Raw genomic sequence first — 21,271 nt, 5'->3', positions numbered from 1 at the left:
TCTTCTAATGACCGATTTGGCGTACCCGAAACGAACGCCCTTTCAGCTTGCCAGTGGAGAGTTTTTTCAGTGCCATATTGGCCACGCTGCGTTTCACCGCCACATACGCCCAACTGGGGAAAAGATGAATTTTGCCCACGGCGCTGCCTTCGATGCCCTTGCCTGCGGTCAAGGCACCTAAAATATCACCCAGGCGCACTTTCTGTTTTTTACCGCCATCAATCTGCAAACAGACCATCTCTGCCGAATAGGCTTCGGCCTGCAACAAAGCCACATCGGGCAGCACAGCCCGCTCCACGTTGCGATCCAAATACACCTCCAGCGCCGCGATTCGATACGCCTCTGCTTCACTGTAAATCGTCGCGGCGATGCCTTTACCACCGGCACGCCCAGTACGCCCGACCCGATGCAGATGCACCTCTTGCTCATGAGCCAGATGGTAATTAAACACCGCATCCAGCGCCTCAATGTCCAAGCCCCGCGCCGCCACATCGGTGGCCACCAAAATGGAGATGCTTTTATTCGCAAAACGCACCAGCGCCTGATCTCGATCCCGCTGCTCCAGCTCGCCGTGCAACGCCAAGGCGCTAAAACCGAGACGATTCAGGGCGTTGGCCACTTCTTGCACCTCCTTGCGGGTGTTGCAAAACACCAAAGCACTGGGGGGGCGATGCAGTTGCAGCAGCAGATGCAGAGCATCAAGGCGATCAGCGTCTTCGGCCACTTGGTAAAAGGTCTGCGCTATGGTTTCGTTATCGTGGCTGCCCTCCACTTTGACCATCAAGGGATCGTGCATAATGCGTTCGGCAATGGAGCGAATTCGCTCGGGGTAGGTGGCACTGAAGAGCAGCGTTTGGCGCTGTTCGGGGATCTGCTCAATAATAAAATCCAGCGACTCCTGAAACCCCATGTCCAACATGCGATCCGCTTCGTCCAGCACCAAGGTATCGACGTGAGTCAATTTCAACGTGCCTCGACGCAAGTGATCCTCCACCCGCCCTGGGGTGCCGACAATGATGTGCGCGCCGTGCTCCAAGGAACCCACTTGTGGGCCAAAGGGTTTGCCACCGCAGAGGGTCAGCACTTTGATGTTGTGAATGCTGCGCGCCAAACGGCGAATCTCCACCGCCACCTGGTCCGCCAACTCACGGGTCGGGCAGAGCAGCAGAGCTTGAATCCGAAAGCGTTTCACCTCCAGTTTATTAAGCAACCCAAGACCAAAAGCAGCGGTTTTACCCGAGCCGGTTTTGCCTTGGGCAATCACATCTTTGCCCGCTAAAATGGGTGGCAGGCTTTCGGCCTGAATCGGCATCATCTTCTGATAACCCAATGAATCAAGGTTACTGATCAGGGAGGGGTTGAGTTTAAGACTGGAAAAATCGACTGCGGTCACGGTAAGACTCCTACTAAGTGCGCGCACGCTAGCATGGAGGGGGGGATTAAAGCAAAAAAACCGGTTTAAGTGCGTTTTCTAAGCCGAAAACCCAACATCAACGCCATCAGCCACCAGCTCAACGCGCCACCACCACCGCTGATGGAGGCAGAATCAACCACCGTCACCACCAAGGTTTGCGGCGCTGAGGCATTACCCACCGCATCGGTGGCAATTACCGTAATGCTGTAAACCCCCACTTGGTTGCTGTCCACACTGCCCGTTACAGCAATATTAGCGGGAGCCAACATGCCATCCACAGCATCCACAGCGATGATGTTGGGTTGGATGTAATTGTCGCCTTTCACTAAACTCAAAGCGTTGCTGGAGAGCGTCAAGCTTGGCGGGGTGGTATCCACCACCGTCACCGTGCGTGACAACTGAGCGGTGTTACCGGCTCGATCCACACTGGCGTATTCAACGCTCTGTACGCCGAGAACCGCCGTATCAACCCCATTTACAACACTCACATTTGCACTGATATTGCCATCCACGATGTCGCTGGCAGTGGCACCAGCATCAACATAAGTAGAGCCAAACTCGATACTCAAAGCCGCGTTGCCCAGCAGCGTGATCGTCGGGGCGGTGCTGTCCTCGACGGTCACCGTCACGCTGGTTTGGGCGCTGTTGCCGGTGGAATCTTGTACCGTGTAGATCACCACATAACGCCCAGGCAGCTGTTCATTCACCGTGCTGGTGACCACAATTGAGCCACTCAAATCACCCTCGATGGCATCACTGGCCGTCGCGCTCGGCACAACAAAGGCACTGCCTGCCTCATGGGTCAACGCAGTCACTCCCCCTGCAACCCCAATGACCGGCTTATCTTTGTCCAACACCACCACCGTTCGACTCACGCTTTGAGCGGCATTACCACTGGCATCACTGACGTTATAAACCACGCTGTACACCCCAGGCACAGCGGTATCAACGGGGTTGTTCACCACAATAGAGGCACTGATGTCGCCCTCAAACGCATCGGTAGCCACCGCTCCCGCATCGGTGTAAACCGAACCGGCGCTCAGATTAAGAATATCGCCCCCATTGCGTACCAAGGTAGGAGCAATGCTGTCCAGCACATTGACGATCCGAGTCACCGCAACAGCGGCGTTATTTGCGGCATCGCTGACGTTGTAGGTGACGCTGTAACTGCCAATGGCGGCTGTATTAACGCTATTGGCAATGCTGATATTCGTACTGATGTTGCCATCGACGTTATCAAACGCCGTCGCACCCAAATCTATGTAGGTGCTGCCCGCTTCAACACTCACCGTAGTTGCACCGATCAAGGAAATCACCGGTTGATCACTGAGTACATTCACCTGTCGTGTCGCCGTAGCGACATTGCCAGCGGCATCCGTTGAGGTGTAAGTCACACTGTAAGACCCTGCCACGGCTGTATTAACCACCGCAGCGGCATCACTGATGATCGTCACTACGCCATCAAAACTGTCATCTGCCGTTGCTCCCACATCGCTGTAGAGATCGCCCACCAACAAATTAACCGTGGAGGTGGTTTGGCCTGCGGGCACCACCACCGAGATAAGCGGAGCCGTGGTGTCGGAAACCGTCACTTGACGAGTCACTTGCAAGGCAGCATTGCCAGAGGCATCGCTGACATCGTAGTTGACGTTATAAATATTCGGTACAGAAGAGTCGGGTACGGCACCGCTAACCGTTGCCGCAGGCAAGGCGGCATCAAAACTGTCCGTGGCACTAAAACCGGGATCAGCATAGGTATCTGTTGGTGTTGCCTCAATTTGGATGGCCGTACCGCCGGTTAGAGTAATGATTGGAAGGGTGGTATCGGTGACGTTCACAATTCGTGTTGAAGTGGCGCTTAAAGCCGCGCCATCGGTGGCGGTGTAAGTGACGGTATAAGTACCCAAAACAGCCGTATTAACCACATTAGCGTCGTCCGTTAAAGTAACGGCAGCCGCTGCGTTGTCACTCGTTGTCGCACCCAAATCCACATAAGCCAGCCCCGCTTCTGCTTGCACCGTTGCTCCACCGTTGAGCGTGATGAGTGGCGGCGTGGTATCCACCACCGTCACCGAACGACTCGCTTGAGCAGCGGCATTGCCTGCGGCATCGCTGACATCGTAACTGACTGAATAGGTTCCTACGCGGGTAATATCAACAGAATTAACCGCGTTAATATTGGCGCTAATATCGCCATCCAGACCGTCAAGAGCCGTTGCACCAGCATCAGTGTAGGTCGCTCCCGCTTCGTGAGCGCCAATGTTGGCCCCCGTCATCGTAATCACCGGTGCCACGCTGTCCACCACCGTCACCGTGCGCGTCACTTGAGGTGCCGCATTGCCTGCCGCATCGCTCGCATCGTAGCTCAGAATGTACTCTCCTGGCAGGGCAACGTTAACCGTACCGCCGATGATTGCGGTTAAGGTATCAAAATTATCTGTGACCACCGCACCCTGTTCGTTATAAACCGCACCGGTCGCTGGATCCGCTTGCACCGTCACCGCCCCGCCATTTAGGGCAATGCTCGGCGCGCTCAGATCCACATTGAATAACGTTGCCGCTGAGGTCGGGCCAATATTACCCGCCAGATCGGTCACTTGAGCGGTTAAAGAGTAGTTTTGCCCTTCGGTAAACAGATGACTCAAACCCCAGTTTCCGCTGAGGTCAGCAGAAATTAAACCCAAATTGGTGGTGCCCAGCAGCACCTCCACCGTACCGCCCGCTTCCGCCGTACCGCTGATGGTGTTGTTGGCGGTTTTACTGCTGGAACCATTAATGGGAGAATCTATTACAGGCGCATTCAAGGGTGCTTGCGTATCCAAAATAATCGAGGCGCTCGCTTCGCTTAAATTACCTTCGGCATCCAGCAGTTGCACCGCCATATTTTTACTGCCATCAACATTTGCCAACAGCGGCCAAGAGAGCGTGGCAGCGTAACTCTGCCAGCTTGTCCACGTCGCCCCAGCGTCTTCGCTGATGCGCATCAAATCACAACCGCTGCCCGTCCCATCATCACAAACCACCCCCAAACTCAGCGTCGTCTGATTTGTGTGGGTCGAATTATTATCAATGGTCAAGGTCAGCGTCGCTGGGGTGGTATCCAAAACAATTTTGCGGATGCGATGATTATTGGTGTCGGCAAAATGCAGCACTCCTGCCTCCACCACAAACCCCGTTGGCAAGCGCAACGTGGCCAAACGCGCACTGCCACCATCCCCACTAAAACCAGCGATACCGCTGCCCGCCAAGGTAGAGATCAACCCCGCTGTATTAATTTTACGAATTCGATGACCGTCGTATTCTGAAACATACACATTACCGCTGGCATCCAACGCCAAGCCCGTTGGGTTATTCACTTGCGCCAAAGTCGCCAACCCCACAACAGCTCCAGCACTGTCTCCCGATGAAGCCGCCGTACCGTCACCCACCACGGTGGAGATCGTTGCACCGCTTATTTTTTGCACTCGATTATTAAAGGAATCGGCGATCAGCATATCGCCATTTACAGCAAAAATAACATCTTGAGGGTAGTTTAAAACAGGGGTTGTACCGTCTCCTAACACCGTTGTTATCTCTCCCAAACCGCTGACTAAAGCAATTTTTCTAATGCGGTTATTTAACGCATCTGCAATATACAGATCACCTACTGCATCAAGAGCAAGACCCGTGGGACCGTTCAACTGAGCGCTGCTGGCCGCTGCACCGTCACCGGAAAAACCCGCTGTAGCGGTGCCTGCAATCACGCTGAGAGTCTTTGTCAATAAGTTAATTTTTAAGACTTGATTGCTACCAAAACTGCTCACAAACAGATCCGTCGCATTAATCGCCAAACCACGCGGGGCATTAATTCCAGCAACAAGCGTAGAAATAATGCCATCACTGGCGTTCACTTTTCGAATCCGACTATTAACGGAATCTGCAATATAGAGATTACCCGCAGCATCCAAAACCGTATCATAAGGCGTGCTCAAGGTAGCTGAGGTTGCCGCAGCCCCGTCACCACTATTACCAGCAACCACCCCCGACCCCGCCTCCGTTGTTATTATTCCGGCAAAGGAAAATGACGAGAGCAAACTCGAAAGCAAAACAGTTAAGGTAGAAAAACGAACCATCATGGTATTTTCCTTGATTATAAACAGGCAGAGATAATTTGGATCAATGCAGACACTTTGTTTGATAACATCAGATAAAAACCTGAGTAGAGAGGAGAAACGCAGCACTAAAAATAGGAAGTGTGATCAGCATCACAGTTGTTATCGGGAGCAATGATTTAATCTTAACCGCATCGTAAAGAAGAGAAGCAAGATGTTAAATAAAACTGACTTATTTAAGCTCATTTTTATTTAGTGCATTTATGTTTTTAGCTTGCAGCACTTTTTCGGCACTGCTTCCAACGTACGTTGTCGCCATCAAAGTGTTGACGTATTGCCATGTCGAAAGTGTTAATAAGAGACCAAATAAGCTCATCCATTTTGCAAAGCTCATTGATTATCTCCTTGTATTAAATAGAGCGCCGTCCTTGGCATTATAGATCCTCCTTGCCATCCCTGACGACTTACGCTGTCACCACATCCCTAGTAGTAAACCCACTGACGTAAGCACAGGTGAAGTCTACGTTTGGCCTCTAACAAATAACTGACGCTAAAAATTGGCTCAAAAATGAGGCAGATGCACCTTGGTCGGCAAATGATACTCACTCGGATAACGAGGTGAGACAAAATAAAGCCCACGCCCAGGAGCCGTCATACCCGCCACAGTTCGATCTTTCGCGGCTAACACATCCGCCACCCACTCCGGTTGGCGCTCTCCCTTACCCACCGCCAACAACACCCCGCTGATAATCCGCACCATGTTGTGCAAAAACGCATTGGCGGTAATGTCGATATAGAGATAATCCCCCTGTCGATGGACAATCAAACTGTGAATGCTACGGTTTGGGTGAGAAGCCTGACAAGAGCAAGAGCGAAATGAAGTGAAATCATGTTTACCCAACAGATGCCATGCACCCTCATTCATTAATGCTGCATTTAATGGACGATAAACCCAAGTCACCTTATCTCTTAACAGTGCCGAACGCATAGGACGATTCAAAATAACATAACGATAACTGCGGGCCGTCGCCTTAAAACGCGCATGAAAATCATCTGCCACGGGCTGCGCCCAAAGAAAATTTACATCCGCAGGCAAATGGCTATTACCTCCCATTAACCACGCTTTTAACGGACGATCCAGCGCTGTCTCAAAATGAATCACTTGCGATAATGCATGCACGCCGGTATCCGTTCGACCCGCACAAATCACCTTCACTGGTTCAACAGCCACCTTGGCCAGCGCCTGCTCCACTGCACCCTGCACCGTACGCAGACCAACCTGCTTGACCTGACTTTGCCAGCCACAAAAATGACTGCCATCGTATTCAACACCCATGGCAATTTTCATTACAACTCTTTAAACCTAGATATTTGAAAACAGAGAAAGAAGAAAAACCCTACACAAAAGAAAAAGCAGCGACCCAACGCAATAACAACAGCAATAACACCAGCAAAAGCCACTGCCACCAGGGCGGGTTACTTTTCCCAGAAAGTTCAATCTGTCGCATAGGAGAAACATCGGCTTGCTGTAACGCCAAACGAAAGGCATGCACAAAATAAGCGGCTATTTTATCCATCAAAGAGAGCCCCGCCAGATCGGGTTTCAACTCCAACTGCCAGCGCTGACGCATGTCCGCCAAAGTCTCAATGACCAGCGCCAAACGCAGCGCCAACGTATCTCGTTTCAAACCCAGCAGAGAGAGCGGCATAACCAACCAATAAATGGCTTCAACCAACTGCGGCAGTGGCGTGGTTTCCAGCAGAATCACCACACTGACCGCCAACAGAGCCAAGATCAGACAGTATTGCAAACCGGCCAAAACGCCTGCCAACCAAGCCCATGAGTCATGCATCAAACCACTGGGTTGCATCCAGCTGTACAGCACCAAAATGGAGAGAAACAACCAGCGCAAACGCAGCAAAGAACGCAGCAGCAAACGCCACGAAATCGCCGCAAAATGCACCAACATCAGCAGCAAAAGAGATGAGAACAGCAATAAGGGCAAGGATGCCCCCAAGACCAAATTAATGGCAAACAGCAGATAAGCAGACAGCTTAATGCCCGGATGCAATGACAGATTAATCATCACATCGTTAAGATGACGACAACTTTTTCAACAGCCCCTGAGCCACACTTTTTTGATGTTCCGTGACCTTTTCAGATGCTAAGACATCCTTTAAGCTGTGTTGCGCACTCTCGGCATCACCCATATCAAGATAGGCTTGCGCCATATCCAACATCGTCTCCACTTCATCAACATCATCAATGATGTCTGATACATCGTCCAACTCAGCATCAAAACCCGAAGCACCATCCATCGTTTGATCCATGCCATCAATGCGTAACGAATCCGCCACACTGTCCAGATGCAGGCTGTCATCCATACTCTCTAGCAGCAAGCTGTCATCCATAAACGCATCGTCCAGCTCTTCAGGACCTTCAACCAAGGTCTCATCCCCATCACCCAAACTTGCCTCCAACTCATCCAGTGAAGGCAAATCATCATGGGACTCCTCCAAGGAAGGCAGAACTTGGGACTCATCCAAATCAGGCAACGGCTCCAGACCATCCAAGCTGCCCCCGAGAGAATCCAAATCCAGACCTTCCAAGCCCTGAGTATCCAAACCATCCAATAACTCGTCCTCTTCACGGCTCAACTCATCGTTAAAACCAGAAGAGTCAAGCATGTTAGTGGAGAGAGAGAGGTCGGTCTCATCCATATTGGTGCTCAATAATTTTTGCAAATCCGTATCATCAGGATCGATAATACCCGTTGCATTGACTGGCAACCCTGAAGACTCCGATTCGACATTTTTTTCTTCCAACTCTGGAATCATGGGTAAATCATCAGAAGTAAGCCCCATATCGTCCAGTTCCAGAGCCGACATATCCAGCTCTAAACCGTCGCCAATGGAAGCGTCCAATAACGCATCTTCTTCTAAACTCAATGGATCTTTATCCATGCTCGCTAATAAAACATCGTCGTTCAGCTGAGTATCATCCAAGCCTTCCAATAATGAATCATCGTTCAGCGAAGCATCACCCAAATCATCATCCAATCCATTCAGATCATCTGCGGGGATATCTAGATTAAGCTCTTCTCCAGCCAAACTCTCTTCAAGACGGAAATCAAGACCACTGACATCAGCAATGTCCGTTTCATCCAGCTCAAAATCCGCATTCTCAGGTTTTACCGGCGCTAAATCGGCCGCTTGAACATCAGTGCTGATTTCACCGGCAAACAATTCATTACGTGGGCAAAGCTCTTTGCCCATCACCACCACTCGCTCCCAAAGAGAGTTGTTGTCATCACCCAAGGATTCTTTGAAGGAGGCCGCACTCTCTTCAAAGGCAGGAATGTTTTTCGAAGCAAAATAAGTCTCTAACAGCTTCTCTTGGTACTCCTGACGATCAGGTTTGTCTCTCAGAGCCGCCTTGAGCAGATCCTCGGCCTGCGGATACAATCCATAGGCCAAATAAACATCAGCCTCGGCAATGGTGTCATCTTTGGGCAGTTCGTCCTCCAATGCCTCCAAAGAGTCACTGGAATCCTCTTGCTCATTTTGCACTCGGGCTTCGCGAGCTTCACGAGTGACGTCTTCCATCTGATCTTGATCAAGAACTTGGGTCTCTCCATGACCCTCATCAAAATTCGGCTCTTCATCCTCAGCGCCTATCTCACCATCAGCGTTCGCATCATCGGCATCCGACACCGGCTGCGATTGATTCAAATCAGCCGCATCAACATCAGACTCTTCTGCCATTTTTTTACGACGTACCATCCAGACTGCCAGCAATAGAAGCAGCGCACCTCCACCAATCCACATCAACAGTTGTGGCCGTTTCAACAATCCATCAAACACACCGTCTTCAGGTTCTGCATTCAGTAAATTAGGCAATGTTTTCGAGGCTTGCAGCTCCTCGGCGGTTAACTCAGGCAGAGGCTCTTCTTTAACCACAATGGGCTCCTCATTACCCATTGGCACCGATGGCTCGCTGGGAAGCAAATCTTCCTCAACCTGTTCTGTAACCGGCGTTTCCTGACGTTCGATTACCACCGGCTCGGGGGTTACTTCAGCAACCACGACCGGCTCAATAACATTTTCTTTTGCCGCTTCAGCCGCCTCACGCTCTTCGCGCAGGCGTTTCAAACGCGCCTGAAACTCCGCCAATTCAGACTCTTGCACACTGACCAACTGATCCATTTTGCTGGCGGTTTTTTCCAACTCAGCTACCTGCGAACGCAATTCACGATTACGCAATTTTTCCGAGGTCAGCTCTTCCTTGGCAAAACGAACCGTTGTGCTCACACCGGACTTTTGAGCCTGCTCCTTATCCGCAATCTGAGTACGGTCATCGGATTTTTCTACCGCCGTGTTTTTATCTGGCGCTTGAATCGAGAGGCGATCTTTGAACAACGATTTTTCAGCAACAACCGCAGGTTCCTTAACAACGTCTTTGGGAGCAACTTTAATTGGAGTTGGAATTTTTTTAGCTGGTTTACGAACCGTCGCGACTTTTGTTCTACCTTGGCTTGCCAAAGCACGCCAGAGTGTGTTGTGTTCGCCAACTTGGGCAATCGCTTCACCTGCCGTCAATGAACGCGCCTCATCGGCATCGGGAATGCGTAAGACCACCCCCCTTCTAAGAAAATTAATATTGTCATCAATAAAGGCGTGAGGGTTGTAGCGCAAAATGGCCAACATCATCTGTTGCACTGACACATTTGACGAACGCGAACCACTGGCGATCTTCCACAACGTTTCATGGCGTCGCACCGGACCATAGTCAGAAGCGGTCTCAGACTCAACTGGATTCACTCTGCTGCGAGACTCTTTGGCCAGAGGCACAGAGGCCATTGTACTCGGCACACTGCGACGTTCTGTGGCCGCATTATCAACAGAACGTTCACCGGCAGCCGCCGCACGAGCGCGACGCTGACGCTCCATACGATCCGCCAGAGACTTACGGCGGTCAAACAGAGTGCCACGACGAGGATCCTGAGCTTGATTGGATTCACGCTCAACAACAGGAGAAGCGGCTTGTGGACGACGAATCGGAGCAGGAATCGCTGGCGCAGGTCGAGCCATGGAGTCAGGCTCAACCCGAGCTGACACCACACCCATTTGCGAACGCGGTTGAGTCATAAAGACAGGAGGGTCTAATAACAGGGTGTATTCACGCACCAAACGGCCACGAGGCCAATCAATCTCAATTAAAAAATTGAGAAACGGCTCCACCACCGCCTTCTGGCTACTGACTTGAATATAGGGTTTACCGCGAAGATCATTCTGTACCGAGAAACGCAATTGAGTTAATAAGAGAGGTCGCTCCAGACCCGCCTTTGAAAAAGCATCTTCCGAGGCCAAGGTCACAATCATCTCTTCGGTTTCTGCTCCGCGCACAGAGAGCAGCTCAATTTGAGCATCCAGACGTTGATTTAGAGACGATTTCACCTCGATTTCCCCAAGCCCTAAGGCCTGAAGGGTTCCAGAGGACAACAACAAATACAAGGCAGATGCTAAGGCTAGTTTACGCACGATCTTCACGCTCTCTCAAGTTATCTCCTTCCAGTAGCGGCAAACCTAGCGGTTTTTTTGTCATGCTACTGGGAGCATTTCCATAGAATATACTTTAACTTAACCACTTAAGTGGCTCTAACTATAGGTTATAAGTACTCGTTAATCAAAATTTCTGCAATTTGCACGCTGTTCAGAGCCGCGCCCTTCCGTACATTATCTGCTACCACCCAGAGATTTAAACCCCTCGGGTGAGATATATCTTCGCGAATACGACCCACATAAACCGGATCTGTACCCGCACCCTCTGTGCCAGAAGTAGGGTAACCCCCATCTTCACGCTGATCCATTACCACCACACCGTCTGCCTTCTCCAGCAACTCACGCGCCGCTTTGGCACTGATTTTGTCACGGGTCTCAATGTGAATTGCTTCCGAATGACCAGAAAAAACCGGCACTCTAACAGCGGTTGGATTAACCAAGATGCTCTCATCCTCAAAGATTTTCTGCGTCTCCCAGACCATCTTCATCTCTTCTTTGGTGTAACCGTTGTCTTGAAACACATCAATTTGCGGTAAAACATTGAAGGCAATCTGTTTCGGATAAACCGAGACTTCCACTGGTTTGGCACTCAACAAAGCGTACGTCTGTCCCGCCAGCTCTTCAATTGCCTCTTTGCCTGTACCGGAGACCGCTTGATAGGTCGCCACATTAATGCGTTCAATCCCAACAGAATCATACAATGGTTTCAGCGCCACCAACATCTGAATTGTCGAGCAGTTCGGGTTGGCAATAATGCCGCGCGTGGTGTAGTTGGCAATGGCATGAGGATTGACCTCCGGCACCACCAGCGGAATGTCATCGTCGTAACGAAACTCCGACGTATTGTCGATCACCACACAGCCAGCGGCAGCCGCTTTGGGAGCGTAAATTTTGGAGATGGAACCACCCGCAGAGAAGAGGCCTATTTGCACCTTGGAAAAATCAAAACCGTCCAGCTCTTCGATCTTTAACAGCTTATCGCCAAACTCCACCCGTTTGCCCACCGAGCGACTGCTGGCCAGCGCGTAAATTTTACCGATGGGAAAATTACGCTCCGCCAAAATGGACAACATGGTCTCACCCACCGCACCGGTGGCACCCACAACCGCAACATCAAAGGTTCTGCTCATGATCTAATCTATTAATCCTATTAATTATTTTGTTATGCTTTAGCACACAAGGCGGCAACCACCGCATCGCCCATTTCAACCGTACCCACTTGCTGACACCCCTCAGCGGCGATGTCCAAAGTACGCAGACCTTGATCCAACACGTCCCCCACTGCCGCCTCAATGCGATCCGCCAATGCCACCTCATTCAAGGTGTAACGTAACATCATCGCCACGGATAAAATCGTCGCCAGGGGATTGGCCACCCCTTGACCGGCAATGTCCGGTGCAGAACCGTGAATCGGCTCGTACATACCAAAACCGTCCGAGTTCAAAGATGCCGAAGGCAACATGCCGATGGAGCCGGTTAACATCGCCGCCGTATCGGAGAGAATGTCACCAAACATGTTTTTCGTCACCATCACATCAAACTGCTTCGGCTCTTTCACCAGCTGCATAGAGGCGTTATCGACGTACATGTGCGACAACGCCACCTCAGGGTACTCCTTTGCGACCCGCTCCATCACGTCGCGCCACAGTTCTGAGACCTCCAACACATTCGCCTTATCCACAGAACAGACCCGCTTGTCGCGTTTCATAGCGATTTTAAAGGCGCTGTGTGCGATCCTTTCAATCTCGTGCTCAGCATAAACCAAGGTGTTGTAACCCTGCTGCTCACCGTTTTCCAAGGTACGAATGCCACGGGGCTGACCAAAATAGATCCCCCCCGTCAACTCACGCACGATCATCATATCCAATCCTGATACCACTTCCGGTTTCAGAGTAGAAGCATCCGCCAACTGCGGATACAAAATCGCAGGGCGCAAGTTAGAGAACAGTTCTAAATTAGAGCGCAAACCCAACAGACCCTTTTCTGGGCGTTTTTCACGGGGCAACTGCTCGTACTGCGGTCCACCCACCGCGCCCAACAGCACCGCATCGCTGTCACGGCAGAGCTGCAAGGTTGCTTCTGGCAGCGGATCACCTGCCGCATCGTAACCAGCACCGCCCACAGGGGCTTCGTTCAACTCGACCTCAAAACCGAATTCGCTCTGCAAGCAGCGCAGTACTTTAACCGCTTCCGCCACAATCTCAGGGCCGATGCCATCACCTGGCAAAATCGCAATTTTTTTACTCATGCTTCGCTCTCCTGCGCAAACAGCCAAGGTGCGCTTTTTCTACGTTGTTGTTCATAGGCGCGAACCTGATCCGCGTGTTTCAAAGTCAAACCGATGTCATCCAAGCCGTTTAACAGGCAATATTTACGAAACTCGTCCACTTCAAAGGCAATCGACTCACCGCTCGGCGTGCTCAAGGTTTGCGCTTGCAGATCAACGCTCAAAGCATACCCTTCAGCAGCGCTGGCCTCGACAAACAGCCGCTCAACGATTTGAGCATCCAAAACAATCGGCAACAAACCGCTTTTAAAGCTGTTATTAAAAAAGATGTCAGCAAAACTGGGCGCAATCACCACCCGAAAACCGTAATCGTCCAGCGCCCAAACGGCGTGTTCACGAGAAGAACCGCAGCCGAAATTTTCCCGCCCCAACAGCACTTGCGCACCGGCGTAACGCGGCTCGTTAAGAATAAAATCGGGGTTCAAACGGCGCTGGCTTGAGTCTTGTCCTGGCTCACCAGGATCAAGGTAACGCCAATCATCAAACAGATTCGGTCCAAAACCGCTGCGTTTAATCGACTTCAGATACTGCTTTGGAATGATGGCATCGGTGTCCACATTGGGACGATCCAACGGCGCAACCAGACCGTTAAAGGCATTAAATTTTTGCATATCAGGCTCCTAACTCCACAAAGTGACCAGCAATGGCCGCTGCTGCCGCCATCTCAGGGCTAACCAAGTGTGTCCGTCCACCTTGCCCCTGACGACCCTCAAAGTTCCGGTTGGAAGTCGAAGCACAACGCTCACCGGGCTCCAGACGGTCGGCGTTCATCGCCAAACACATAGAACAACCGGGCTCACGCCACTCAAAACCGGCCTCAATAAAGAGCCGATCCAAGCCCTCTTTTTCCGCCTGCTGTTTCACCAGACCTGAACCGGGCACCACCATCGCCAAGGTGATGGAATCGGCCACTTTACGCCCTTGAATCACCCCAGCTGCGGCACGCAGATCTTCAATGCGCGAATTGGTACACGAACCGATAAAGACCTTATCCAAAGCAATGTCGGTGATGTTCATCCCCGCTTTCAGATCCATATACGCCAAAGCTTGGCGCATACCGTTGGCTTTCACCTCATCCACTTCTGCTGCTGGGTCAGGCACACACGCGTCCACTGCCACCACCATCTCAGGCGAGGTTCCCCAGGTCACTTGCGGCTTGATCGCACTCGCATCCAGTCGCACCACCTTATCAAAATGCGCCCCCTGATCGGAAACCAGCTCCGACCATGCGGCAACGGCTTGCTGCCACATCGCACCTTTCGGTGCGTAAGGCCTGTTGTCTAAATAGTCGATGGTGGTCTGATCCACCGCCACCATCCCCGCCCGCGCACCGCCTTCAATGGCCATATTACAGACCGTCATACGCCCCTCCATCGAGAGGGCTTGAATGGCTGAACCGCCAAATTCAATGGCGTAACCGGTACCACCAGCAGTACCAATCTCACCGATAATGGCCAGCACAATGTCTTTCGCACTGACACCCGCAGCGACTTCACCGTCCACAGAGATCAACATCGACTTGGATTTTTTCTGAATCAAACACTGCGTCGCCAGCACATGCTCCACCTCAGAGGTGCCGATGCCAAAAGCCAGAGCGCCAAACGCGCCGTGAGTGGCGGTATGGGAATCACCACAAACCACTGTCATTCCCGGCAGCGTCGCGCCCTGCTCAGGGCCGATCACATGCACAATGCCCTGACGCAGATCACCGACCCGAAACTCGGTAATGCCCAGTTCGGTGCAGTTTTTATCCAGCGTTTCTACTTGCAGGCGCGCCACCGGATCAGCGATTCCAGCGGCTCGATCGGTGGTCGGTACATTGTGATCGGGAACCGCTAAAATACTGTCAATGCGCCACGGCTTACGCCCCGCCACAGCCAAACCCTCAAAGGCTTGTGGTGAAGTGACTTCATGCACCAGATGACGATCAATGTACAACAGTGCCGTACCGCCTTCTTCCGTGCGCACCAAGTGAGATTCCCAAAGTTTGTCGTATAAATTTTTAGCAGCCACCAACCGATCTCCTACAAAATGGATTCATCATCCTACCCTTAGTCTTAATATTACTCAAACGCATAATTTTCATACAACCAATACCCTTTAGGAATGAATAATGAACACCCATTTAAGCCAAATTTAAGCTCTATCCGATCTTTAAGGGTAAAAAACGGTATTATGCTACCAATAACGCCAAAAGAGCGTTTGAACCTCAACAATTCCAATCGACTAGGAGTGCCTCGTGCTCAATAAAAACCTCTTTATTCCAGCCATAACAGCCCTTTTCATAGCCAACATCACAGGCTGTGGCAGCGACTCCGAACCCCCTACGTTAAGCACGGAAAAAAATTCGGCCATTGAACGCGATGCCACTTCGGTAACCTCACCAACAAATACAAAAGAAGAAGCAGCAACTGAAAAAGCAGCCACAACCTCTGCTGAAGAATCCGCAGAGAGCGCGGATATGTCTAGCATTCTGAGCAGCATCAATGCCGCCAACAGCAATACTCCGATAAAAGATAAAGAGCCAGTGAAACCAGCACCCACCACCAAAAAAATGGCCGATCGCGCAAAACCCCACTTCAGCTACAGCGGTGCCACTGGACCGATCCACTGGGGTGAGCTGGATGCCGCATGGGCAACCTGTAAAGCAGGCAACCGTTCAGCTGTGGTAGACAAAAACGTGGCACATCAATCTCCCATCGATTTTGCCGGTGATGCCAAACTGATCACCTTAACCCTCACAGGTGCAGACAGCGGCCTCAATTTCAGCCGTAAAAACAACGGCCATACCATTCAATTGGATGAAAAGGACACCGCTGGCGCAATCAGCATTGAGCTGAAAAACGTCACCTACACCTTAGCTCAGTTCCATTTCCACGCAGGCAGTGAACACCAAGACCACAGCCAACAGAGCGCTATGGAAGTTCACTTTGTTTTTGCCAATGAAGACAATTTCAATCCACGTTACGCCGTAGTGGGGCTCTTTATTGATCAAGGCGAGAATAATCCAGCACTGGCAAAAGCCCTTTCTGCCGTTCTGCCCGCAGCCAATCAAACCGACTCAGCAACGATCAATATTGCCGTAGCCAACATACTCAATGACAGCGGCAAGGCCTACCGTTACACCGGTTCTTTCACCACACCTCCTTGTACCGAAGAGGTTCAATGGACTGTAATGGCAAAACACGTCACCCTCGGCGCTGCACAAATCAAAACGTTCACCGATCTCTACAGCGACAACTTCCGCCCCATTCAAGGCACTTTGAACTAAACCCTTTCTCTCGGGTGAAGCAACCGCCTCACCCTACCCCTTTCTATTTATTTTCTTTTCAACTTCCGCACTAAAAAACGATTCGGGTTTAACCCATCCACCAACGCTTTTTCCAGTGGCAGCGGCTCACCACTCATCTGACAGGCAAGCAACTCTGCACTCAATAACGCACTGCTCAAGCCTCTTGACCCCAACCCCGCCAAAACATAAAGCCCTTTTTCATAAGACGGTGCTGAATACTTCTCACCTGATCGACCATGACAAAGATCGTCATACACTTCATTAAATCCTTCTGGCTCCAGCAAACCACCCACCAATGGCAATTGATCCGGCGTTGTTCCTCGCAAAGCCACTCGCCCCGATAATGCCTCTGGCTTCCCACCCGCAAAACGGGGCAGATAACGCTGCAACGTCTGCCAATTTTTCTGCTGATCCTCTGCGAGCAATTCAAGGCTTAAATCCTCATTGCTGTAGGTCGCGCCGATCAAATGTTGCCCCTCAACACAGGGCAGCAGATAGCCCTCATGACAAAGCACACAGGCCAAACTTTCACTCTCCGTCGTCGCTGGAATTTGAGTTAATTGCCCTCGTGCCGGAGTCAGATCAAGATAACCCGCCTGCACCACATTTTTCAGCTCCGCACCGCTGGCCAACACCAGCAAATCGGCATGATAAAATTGACCGCTGTTTTTTTGTTGCAACTGCCACTGATCTTTTTTACGTTCTATTTTTTCAATCGGGCAATTAAAAATGCGTTCAATCGGTTTCGCCTCAGCCAGCAGAGCCTTACACAACTCGGTTGGATCAAGATACCCCGCCAGCGGATAAAACAGACCCGAGTTCGATACCGACACCCCAGAGAGCCGCTCAATCTCCGCCGCACTCACGGCACGACAGAGGGAGGGCTGATTTTGATAATGCGCTGCCACCGCCCGCTGACGTTTGAGCAGCCGCTGATTAAACGCCAACTGCACCACACCACAGCCTTGCCACACCATTTTTGGCTCTTTTTGCTGCAACGCCCCCAATCGCTGTTGCGTATACAAAAACGCCGCTCGATAAAAACGCCCATAGAGGCTCTCATCGGCGGTCAGGGCAGGCAAAACCACCGCCTGCGGATTGCCCGAAGCTCCAGCGGCCAGCTCAGCCTGCGCCTCAAACAGCGTCACCGCGTAGCCCCGATTGGCCAAGGCCGCCGCCACCGCCACCCCCGCGATGCCTGCACCGATCACCGCCACCGAAGTGGCCGCTTGCCGAGGCGGCAGATCAAACCACGGCGCTGATTTTTTCTGCGCTGGGTTTTTTAATAAACGCCCAAACAGCATTTCGCGCTTTTTACCAAAACCCTTGGCTTTTTTAACCTCAAACCCCACCGCTGTCAGCGCACGGCGTACGTTTCCCGCTGCGGTAAAGGTGGCAAACGTCGCCCCCAGCTTTAATTTTTCCGCCACCAGAACCAAGGTCTCTGGCCTCCACATACTGGGGTTTTTAGCCGGATTAAAACCGTCCAGATAACAAACATCCGCCTGCGCCACCAGCGGTGGCAACACCTCAGAGACCTCCCCCAGCAGCAGCGTCAACGTCACCCCATTGGAAAAATCCAGCCGATGATAACCGTCCACCAACACCGTGGGATAAGAGTCCAGCAGAGCCGCTGAAAAAGGCGCTAACTCAGACCAAGGTGCCAAGGCTTTTTGCACATGCGCTCGGCTCAAAGGAGCCTTCTCCACTGAAATAAAGTGCAATCTCGCGCCTTTGGCAGCCGTTTGAGACCAGAGCTGCCAAGTGGCCAAAAAATTCAGCCCCGTACCAAAACCGGTCTCTAGAACGGTAAATTGATCTCGGCCTAACCACGCCTGTGGTAAATTATTCTGCTGCAAAAACACATATTTGCTCTCCGCCAAACCGGAGCCGTGGGCGTAATAACAATCCTCTCCTTTGATGGAAAATGGGTCATTATCGCTCCACTCCAACAGAGCCGCTTCCACCTCTAACTTTTTTTGCATAATGGTATTTTAACGATAAAGAACCGTGGTCAGTGCATCCTCAGAGGCTATAAAGTCCGGCTCTTTGCCCGTCAATGCCCGTGTCAATGGCACAATTTTTGTTCGCACCCCCATGCCGCGATAATCCACATAACCGTAATCCCGCAGCACCTCCATGATAATGCTGTTTCGCGGCGAACGCTGACCGGCTTTCATCTTTTCAACGGACATGGAATTGGGCAACGCGCCTGGGCTGATCACCTCAAAGCGGTCTCGATAACTGCCCACCTCGATCTCCACAAAGCGCGTCCAATCTCGATGCGCCAACGCATTCAACAGCACTTCACGCACCGCTTCCAGAGGATAAAACCACTGCGTTTCTCGACGCAAACCAAGGTTGATCTCACTGCCTTGCTGTGAAATAAACGGGCTAATCGCGTCCATAAACCGTTCGACAAGCCCTCCGTCCAGCAGCGTTTTACCCGCTGCATCCACGTCCCAACGCCCCACCATCGGCGCATCTAAAATCTCATCCAACAGCGCCTGATACGATTTATCCTCACCCTGAAAGACAAACACCCGTAACCCCGCTTGTTTTAAATAGCGCCGTGGTTTTTTTCCAAATAGAACCAAGCCCGCAATGGTGCAGCAAACCTGATCCGCAACCTCGGTAAGAAAACCCAGCCCGAGCAAGCGCACCTGCCACTGCTCGGGTGTTGTGGGTAGATCTGGATCACGCAAAATGTCTTTCAGATAATTCAACAACCGCGCTTCATCTAAGCACTCCATGCCGGTACGAGGTATGGGCATCACCTCCGTGTGCAACATCCCCCCCAACTCAAACAGACGCATCTGCTGCTCTCTGGTCGCAAGACGAGAGGTCGAACCCACACGGATAAAAATCTCTTCTTTACCACGATCACGCACCACATAAGGTTTAGAAATCCCTTGCGGAAAACTGATAACCGCAACGAACGTTCCCTCAGCCACTTTTATCTCTTCGTAAAAAGGCAACATCATCGGGTGAATTTTACTTTGCAGCGTATTCATCACCCACTCTTCCAATTTATTGCGTTGAATGCCACTGACGCTGCCGTCATCTTCAACCCCCAACAGCACTTTCCCCCCCTGAAAATTGGCCAGCGCCACCACTTCTTTTGCCAATTGTTCTGGTCGAATATCATCGCGTTTAAACTCAACCCCAGAGTTTTCCCCATTGACAATGATTTCCAGCAGTTCCGTTTTCAACATGGCAACGATCCAGATAATAATAAAAAAATAAATCAGAGGAGAGCAGATTCAATCACACCCTTCATCTTTCGGATGATACGTTGGAAAGCAAGCGCGTTACAATGAGCAGAATATGGAAATCCAAACTCTACAGGCCTTTCTGGCCGTCGCCAAAAGCAACTCCTTTTCAAAGGCCGCCCTCATCCTGCACCTAAGCCAATCGGCCATCAGCAAGCGCATTGCCAACCTCGAAAACGAGCTGAACTGCCGCCTGTTTGATCGCATCGGTCGTCACATCAACCTCACCGAAGCGGGCAACCTTCTGCTGCCCCGCGCCAAAAAAATCATCGGCGAAGTCGAACAGTGCCGCCAATTGATGCACAACTTACACAACACCATCGGCGGCACCCTCAGCATCGGCACCAGCCACCACATCGGCCTGCATCGGCTGCCCACTCATCTACAGACCTTTACACACCGTTACCCCGAGGTGGAACTTGATCTGCACTTTCTCGACTCCGAAGAGGCCTGTCAAAAGGTCTTGAGCGGAGCCTTGGAACTGGCGGTGGTAACACTGCCACAAGAGAGCAACCGCCGCCTTACAACCCATCTGTTATGGCAAGACCCCATGCTCTTTATGGTCAACAAAACCCACCCCCTGAGCCAGCAAAAAAATTTAAAGCTAAAAGACCTACTGCCCTACCCCGCAATTCTTCCCAGCCAAGGCACCTACACCCGCGACCTCATCGACCAAGCGCTGCAACCTCAAAACACACCGCTCAAAATTGCCCTAGAGACCCACTATCTGGAGACGATTAAAAGCATGGTCGGCATCGGTCTCGGTTGGAGCGTACTGCCTGAGAGCCTCTGCAACGATGATCTGCTCTGTCTCAAGCTCAGCGACATCCAGATCCAACGCCAGCTGGGTTACGTCCAGCATCGAGAGCGAATCCTCTCCAACGCCGCTCACGCCTTTATCAACACACTCTCAGCACAAAAAAACCCAGATCACTCCAGATAAAGCGCATCAATAATCGGACAATTATCAATCGTATACACACTGCCCTTGCATTGCCCCACCATGTCGTTCAACGCCCCTTGCAGCCGTTTTAAATCCTCTATTTTTTGCTGCACCTCACGGGCTTGCACCATCGCCATCGCCTTCACTTCACCGCAGTAGTGACCCGGCTCATCAATAAATTTAAGCAACTCCCTAATCTGCTCAATGCGAAAACCCAACTCTCGACAGCGACGAATAAAATGCAAGCGTTTTACATCAGCCAAGGCATAAATCCGATGGCCGCCTTCCGTACGCGGTGGCTCTGGCAGCAAAGCGGCCTTCTCGTAGTAGTGAACCGTCTCCACTTTGCAGCCCACCTTTTTAGCCAATTGACCAATGCTAAATTTTTTTTCACTCATGATAAAAAAACC

General features: G+C 51.4%; 15 protein-coding genes. 2 read left to right on the top strand and 13 right to left on the bottom strand.

The window, feature by feature from the left end:
* Positions 1 to 4: 4 nt before the first annotated feature.
* The 10 genes from dbpA to leuC all read right to left on the bottom strand — a co-directional run bounded on the left by dbpA (position 5) and on the right by leuC (position 15,367).
* Positions 5 to 1,393: an ATP-dependent RNA helicase DbpA gene (gene dbpA, locus Q9O24_09360; protein ID MDQ7075340.1), complete on the bottom strand. Its 1,389-nt coding sequence runs from the start codon at positions 1,391 to 1,393 to the stop codon at positions 5 to 7.
* A 65-nt stretch (positions 1,394 to 1,458) separates the two neighbouring features.
* The gene (locus Q9O24_09355; GenBank protein ID MDQ7075339.1) at positions 1,459 to 5,529 is read right to left on the bottom strand and encodes a DUF5011 domain-containing protein; all 4,071 of its coding nucleotides are present in this window, start codon (positions 5,527 to 5,529) and stop codon (positions 1,459 to 1,461) included.
* Positions 5,530 to 5,737: 208 nt separating this feature from the next.
* Complete coding sequence (locus Q9O24_09350) at positions 5,738 to 5,899, bottom strand: hypothetical protein (GenBank protein ID MDQ7075338.1); 162 nt, start codon at positions 5,897 to 5,899, stop codon at positions 5,738 to 5,740.
* Positions 5,900 to 6,067: 168 nt separating this feature from the next.
* The gene (gene truA / locus Q9O24_09345) at positions 6,068 to 6,853 is read right to left on the bottom strand and encodes a tRNA pseudouridine(38-40) synthase TruA (protein MDQ7075337.1); all 786 of its coding nucleotides are present in this window, start codon (positions 6,851 to 6,853) and stop codon (positions 6,068 to 6,070) included.
* A 49-nt stretch (positions 6,854 to 6,902) separates the two neighbouring features.
* Positions 6,903 to 7,592, bottom strand: coding sequence for a CbiQ family ECF transporter T component (locus tag Q9O24_09340; GenBank protein ID MDQ7075336.1), 690 nt, complete (start codon positions 7,590 to 7,592; stop codon positions 6,903 to 6,905).
* A 7-nt stretch (positions 7,593 to 7,599) separates the two neighbouring features.
* Complete coding sequence (locus Q9O24_09335) at positions 7,600 to 10,962, bottom strand: FimV/HubP family polar landmark protein (GenBank protein ID MDQ7075335.1); 3,363 nt, start codon at positions 10,960 to 10,962, stop codon at positions 7,600 to 7,602.
* A gap of 212 nt (positions 10,963 to 11,174) precedes the next feature.
* Positions 11,175 to 12,200 (bottom strand): aspartate-semialdehyde dehydrogenase, encoded by a 1,026-nt coding sequence (locus tag Q9O24_09330; GenBank protein ID MDQ7075334.1) that lies wholly within the window; start codon positions 12,198 to 12,200, stop codon positions 11,175 to 11,177.
* Positions 12,201 to 12,229: 29 nt separating this feature from the next.
* Positions 12,230 to 13,315, bottom strand: coding sequence for a 3-isopropylmalate dehydrogenase (gene leuB / locus Q9O24_09325; GenBank protein MDQ7075333.1), 1,086 nt, complete (start codon positions 13,313 to 13,315; stop codon positions 12,230 to 12,232).
* Positions 13,312 to 13,965 carry a 3-isopropylmalate dehydratase small subunit gene (gene leuD / locus Q9O24_09320; protein ID MDQ7075332.1) on the bottom strand — a complete coding sequence of 218 codons (654 nt, stop codon included), beginning with the start codon at positions 13,963 to 13,965 and terminating at the stop codon, positions 13,312 to 13,314. Before leuD ends, leuB begins: the two co-directional genes overlap by 4 nt.
* Position 13,966: 1 nt before the next feature.
* Positions 13,967 to 15,367: a 3-isopropylmalate dehydratase large subunit gene (gene leuC, locus Q9O24_09315; protein MDQ7075331.1), complete on the bottom strand. Its 1,401-nt coding sequence runs from the start codon at positions 15,365 to 15,367 to the stop codon at positions 13,967 to 13,969.
* Positions 15,368 to 15,593: 226 nt separating this feature from the next.
* On the opposite strand from leuC, the gene Q9O24_09310 reads away from it, so the two are divergent.
* Positions 15,594 to 16,625 carry a carbonic anhydrase family protein gene (locus Q9O24_09310; protein MDQ7075330.1) on the top strand — a complete coding sequence of 344 codons (1,032 nt, stop codon included), beginning with the start codon at positions 15,594 to 15,596 and terminating at the stop codon, positions 16,623 to 16,625.
* Between the two features lie 47 nt (positions 16,626 to 16,672).
* Here Q9O24_09310 and mnmC read toward each other — a convergent pair whose 3' ends face one another.
* Together mnmC and Q9O24_09300 are read right to left on the bottom strand one after the other, a co-directional pair.
* A complete protein-coding gene (gene mnmC, locus Q9O24_09305) occupies positions 16,673 to 18,631 on the bottom strand; it encodes a bifunctional tRNA (5-methylaminomethyl-2-thiouridine)(34)-methyltransferase MnmD/FAD-dependent 5-carboxymethylaminomethyl-2-thiouridine(34) oxidoreductase MnmC (GenBank protein MDQ7075329.1) in 1,959 nt (652 codons plus the stop codon).
* 9 nt (positions 18,632 to 18,640) lie between these two features.
* Positions 18,641 to 19,861 carry a putative DNA binding domain-containing protein gene (locus Q9O24_09300; protein MDQ7075328.1) on the bottom strand — a complete coding sequence of 407 codons (1,221 nt, stop codon included), beginning with the start codon at positions 19,859 to 19,861 and terminating at the stop codon, positions 18,641 to 18,643.
* Between the two features lie 112 nt (positions 19,862 to 19,973).
* Between Q9O24_09300 and Q9O24_09295 the strand changes: the two genes are divergently transcribed.
* Positions 19,974 to 20,861: a LysR family transcriptional regulator gene (locus Q9O24_09295; GenBank protein ID MDQ7075327.1), complete on the top strand. Its 888-nt coding sequence runs from the start codon at positions 19,974 to 19,976 to the stop codon at positions 20,859 to 20,861.
* Here Q9O24_09295 and Q9O24_09290 read toward each other — a convergent pair.
* Positions 20,849 to 21,259, bottom strand: coding sequence for a helix-turn-helix domain-containing protein (locus tag Q9O24_09290; GenBank protein MDQ7075326.1), 411 nt, complete (start codon positions 21,257 to 21,259; stop codon positions 20,849 to 20,851). The genes Q9O24_09295 and Q9O24_09290 overlap by 13 nt on opposite strands.
* Positions 21,260 to 21,271: the final 12 nt, after the last annotated feature.

Source organism: Gammaproteobacteria bacterium (genome assembly GCA_030949385.1).
GTDB lineage: Bacteria > Pseudomonadota > Gammaproteobacteria > JAUZRS01 > JAUZRS01 > JAUZRS01.
This window is presented reverse-complemented; position numbering and strand designations above follow the sequence as displayed.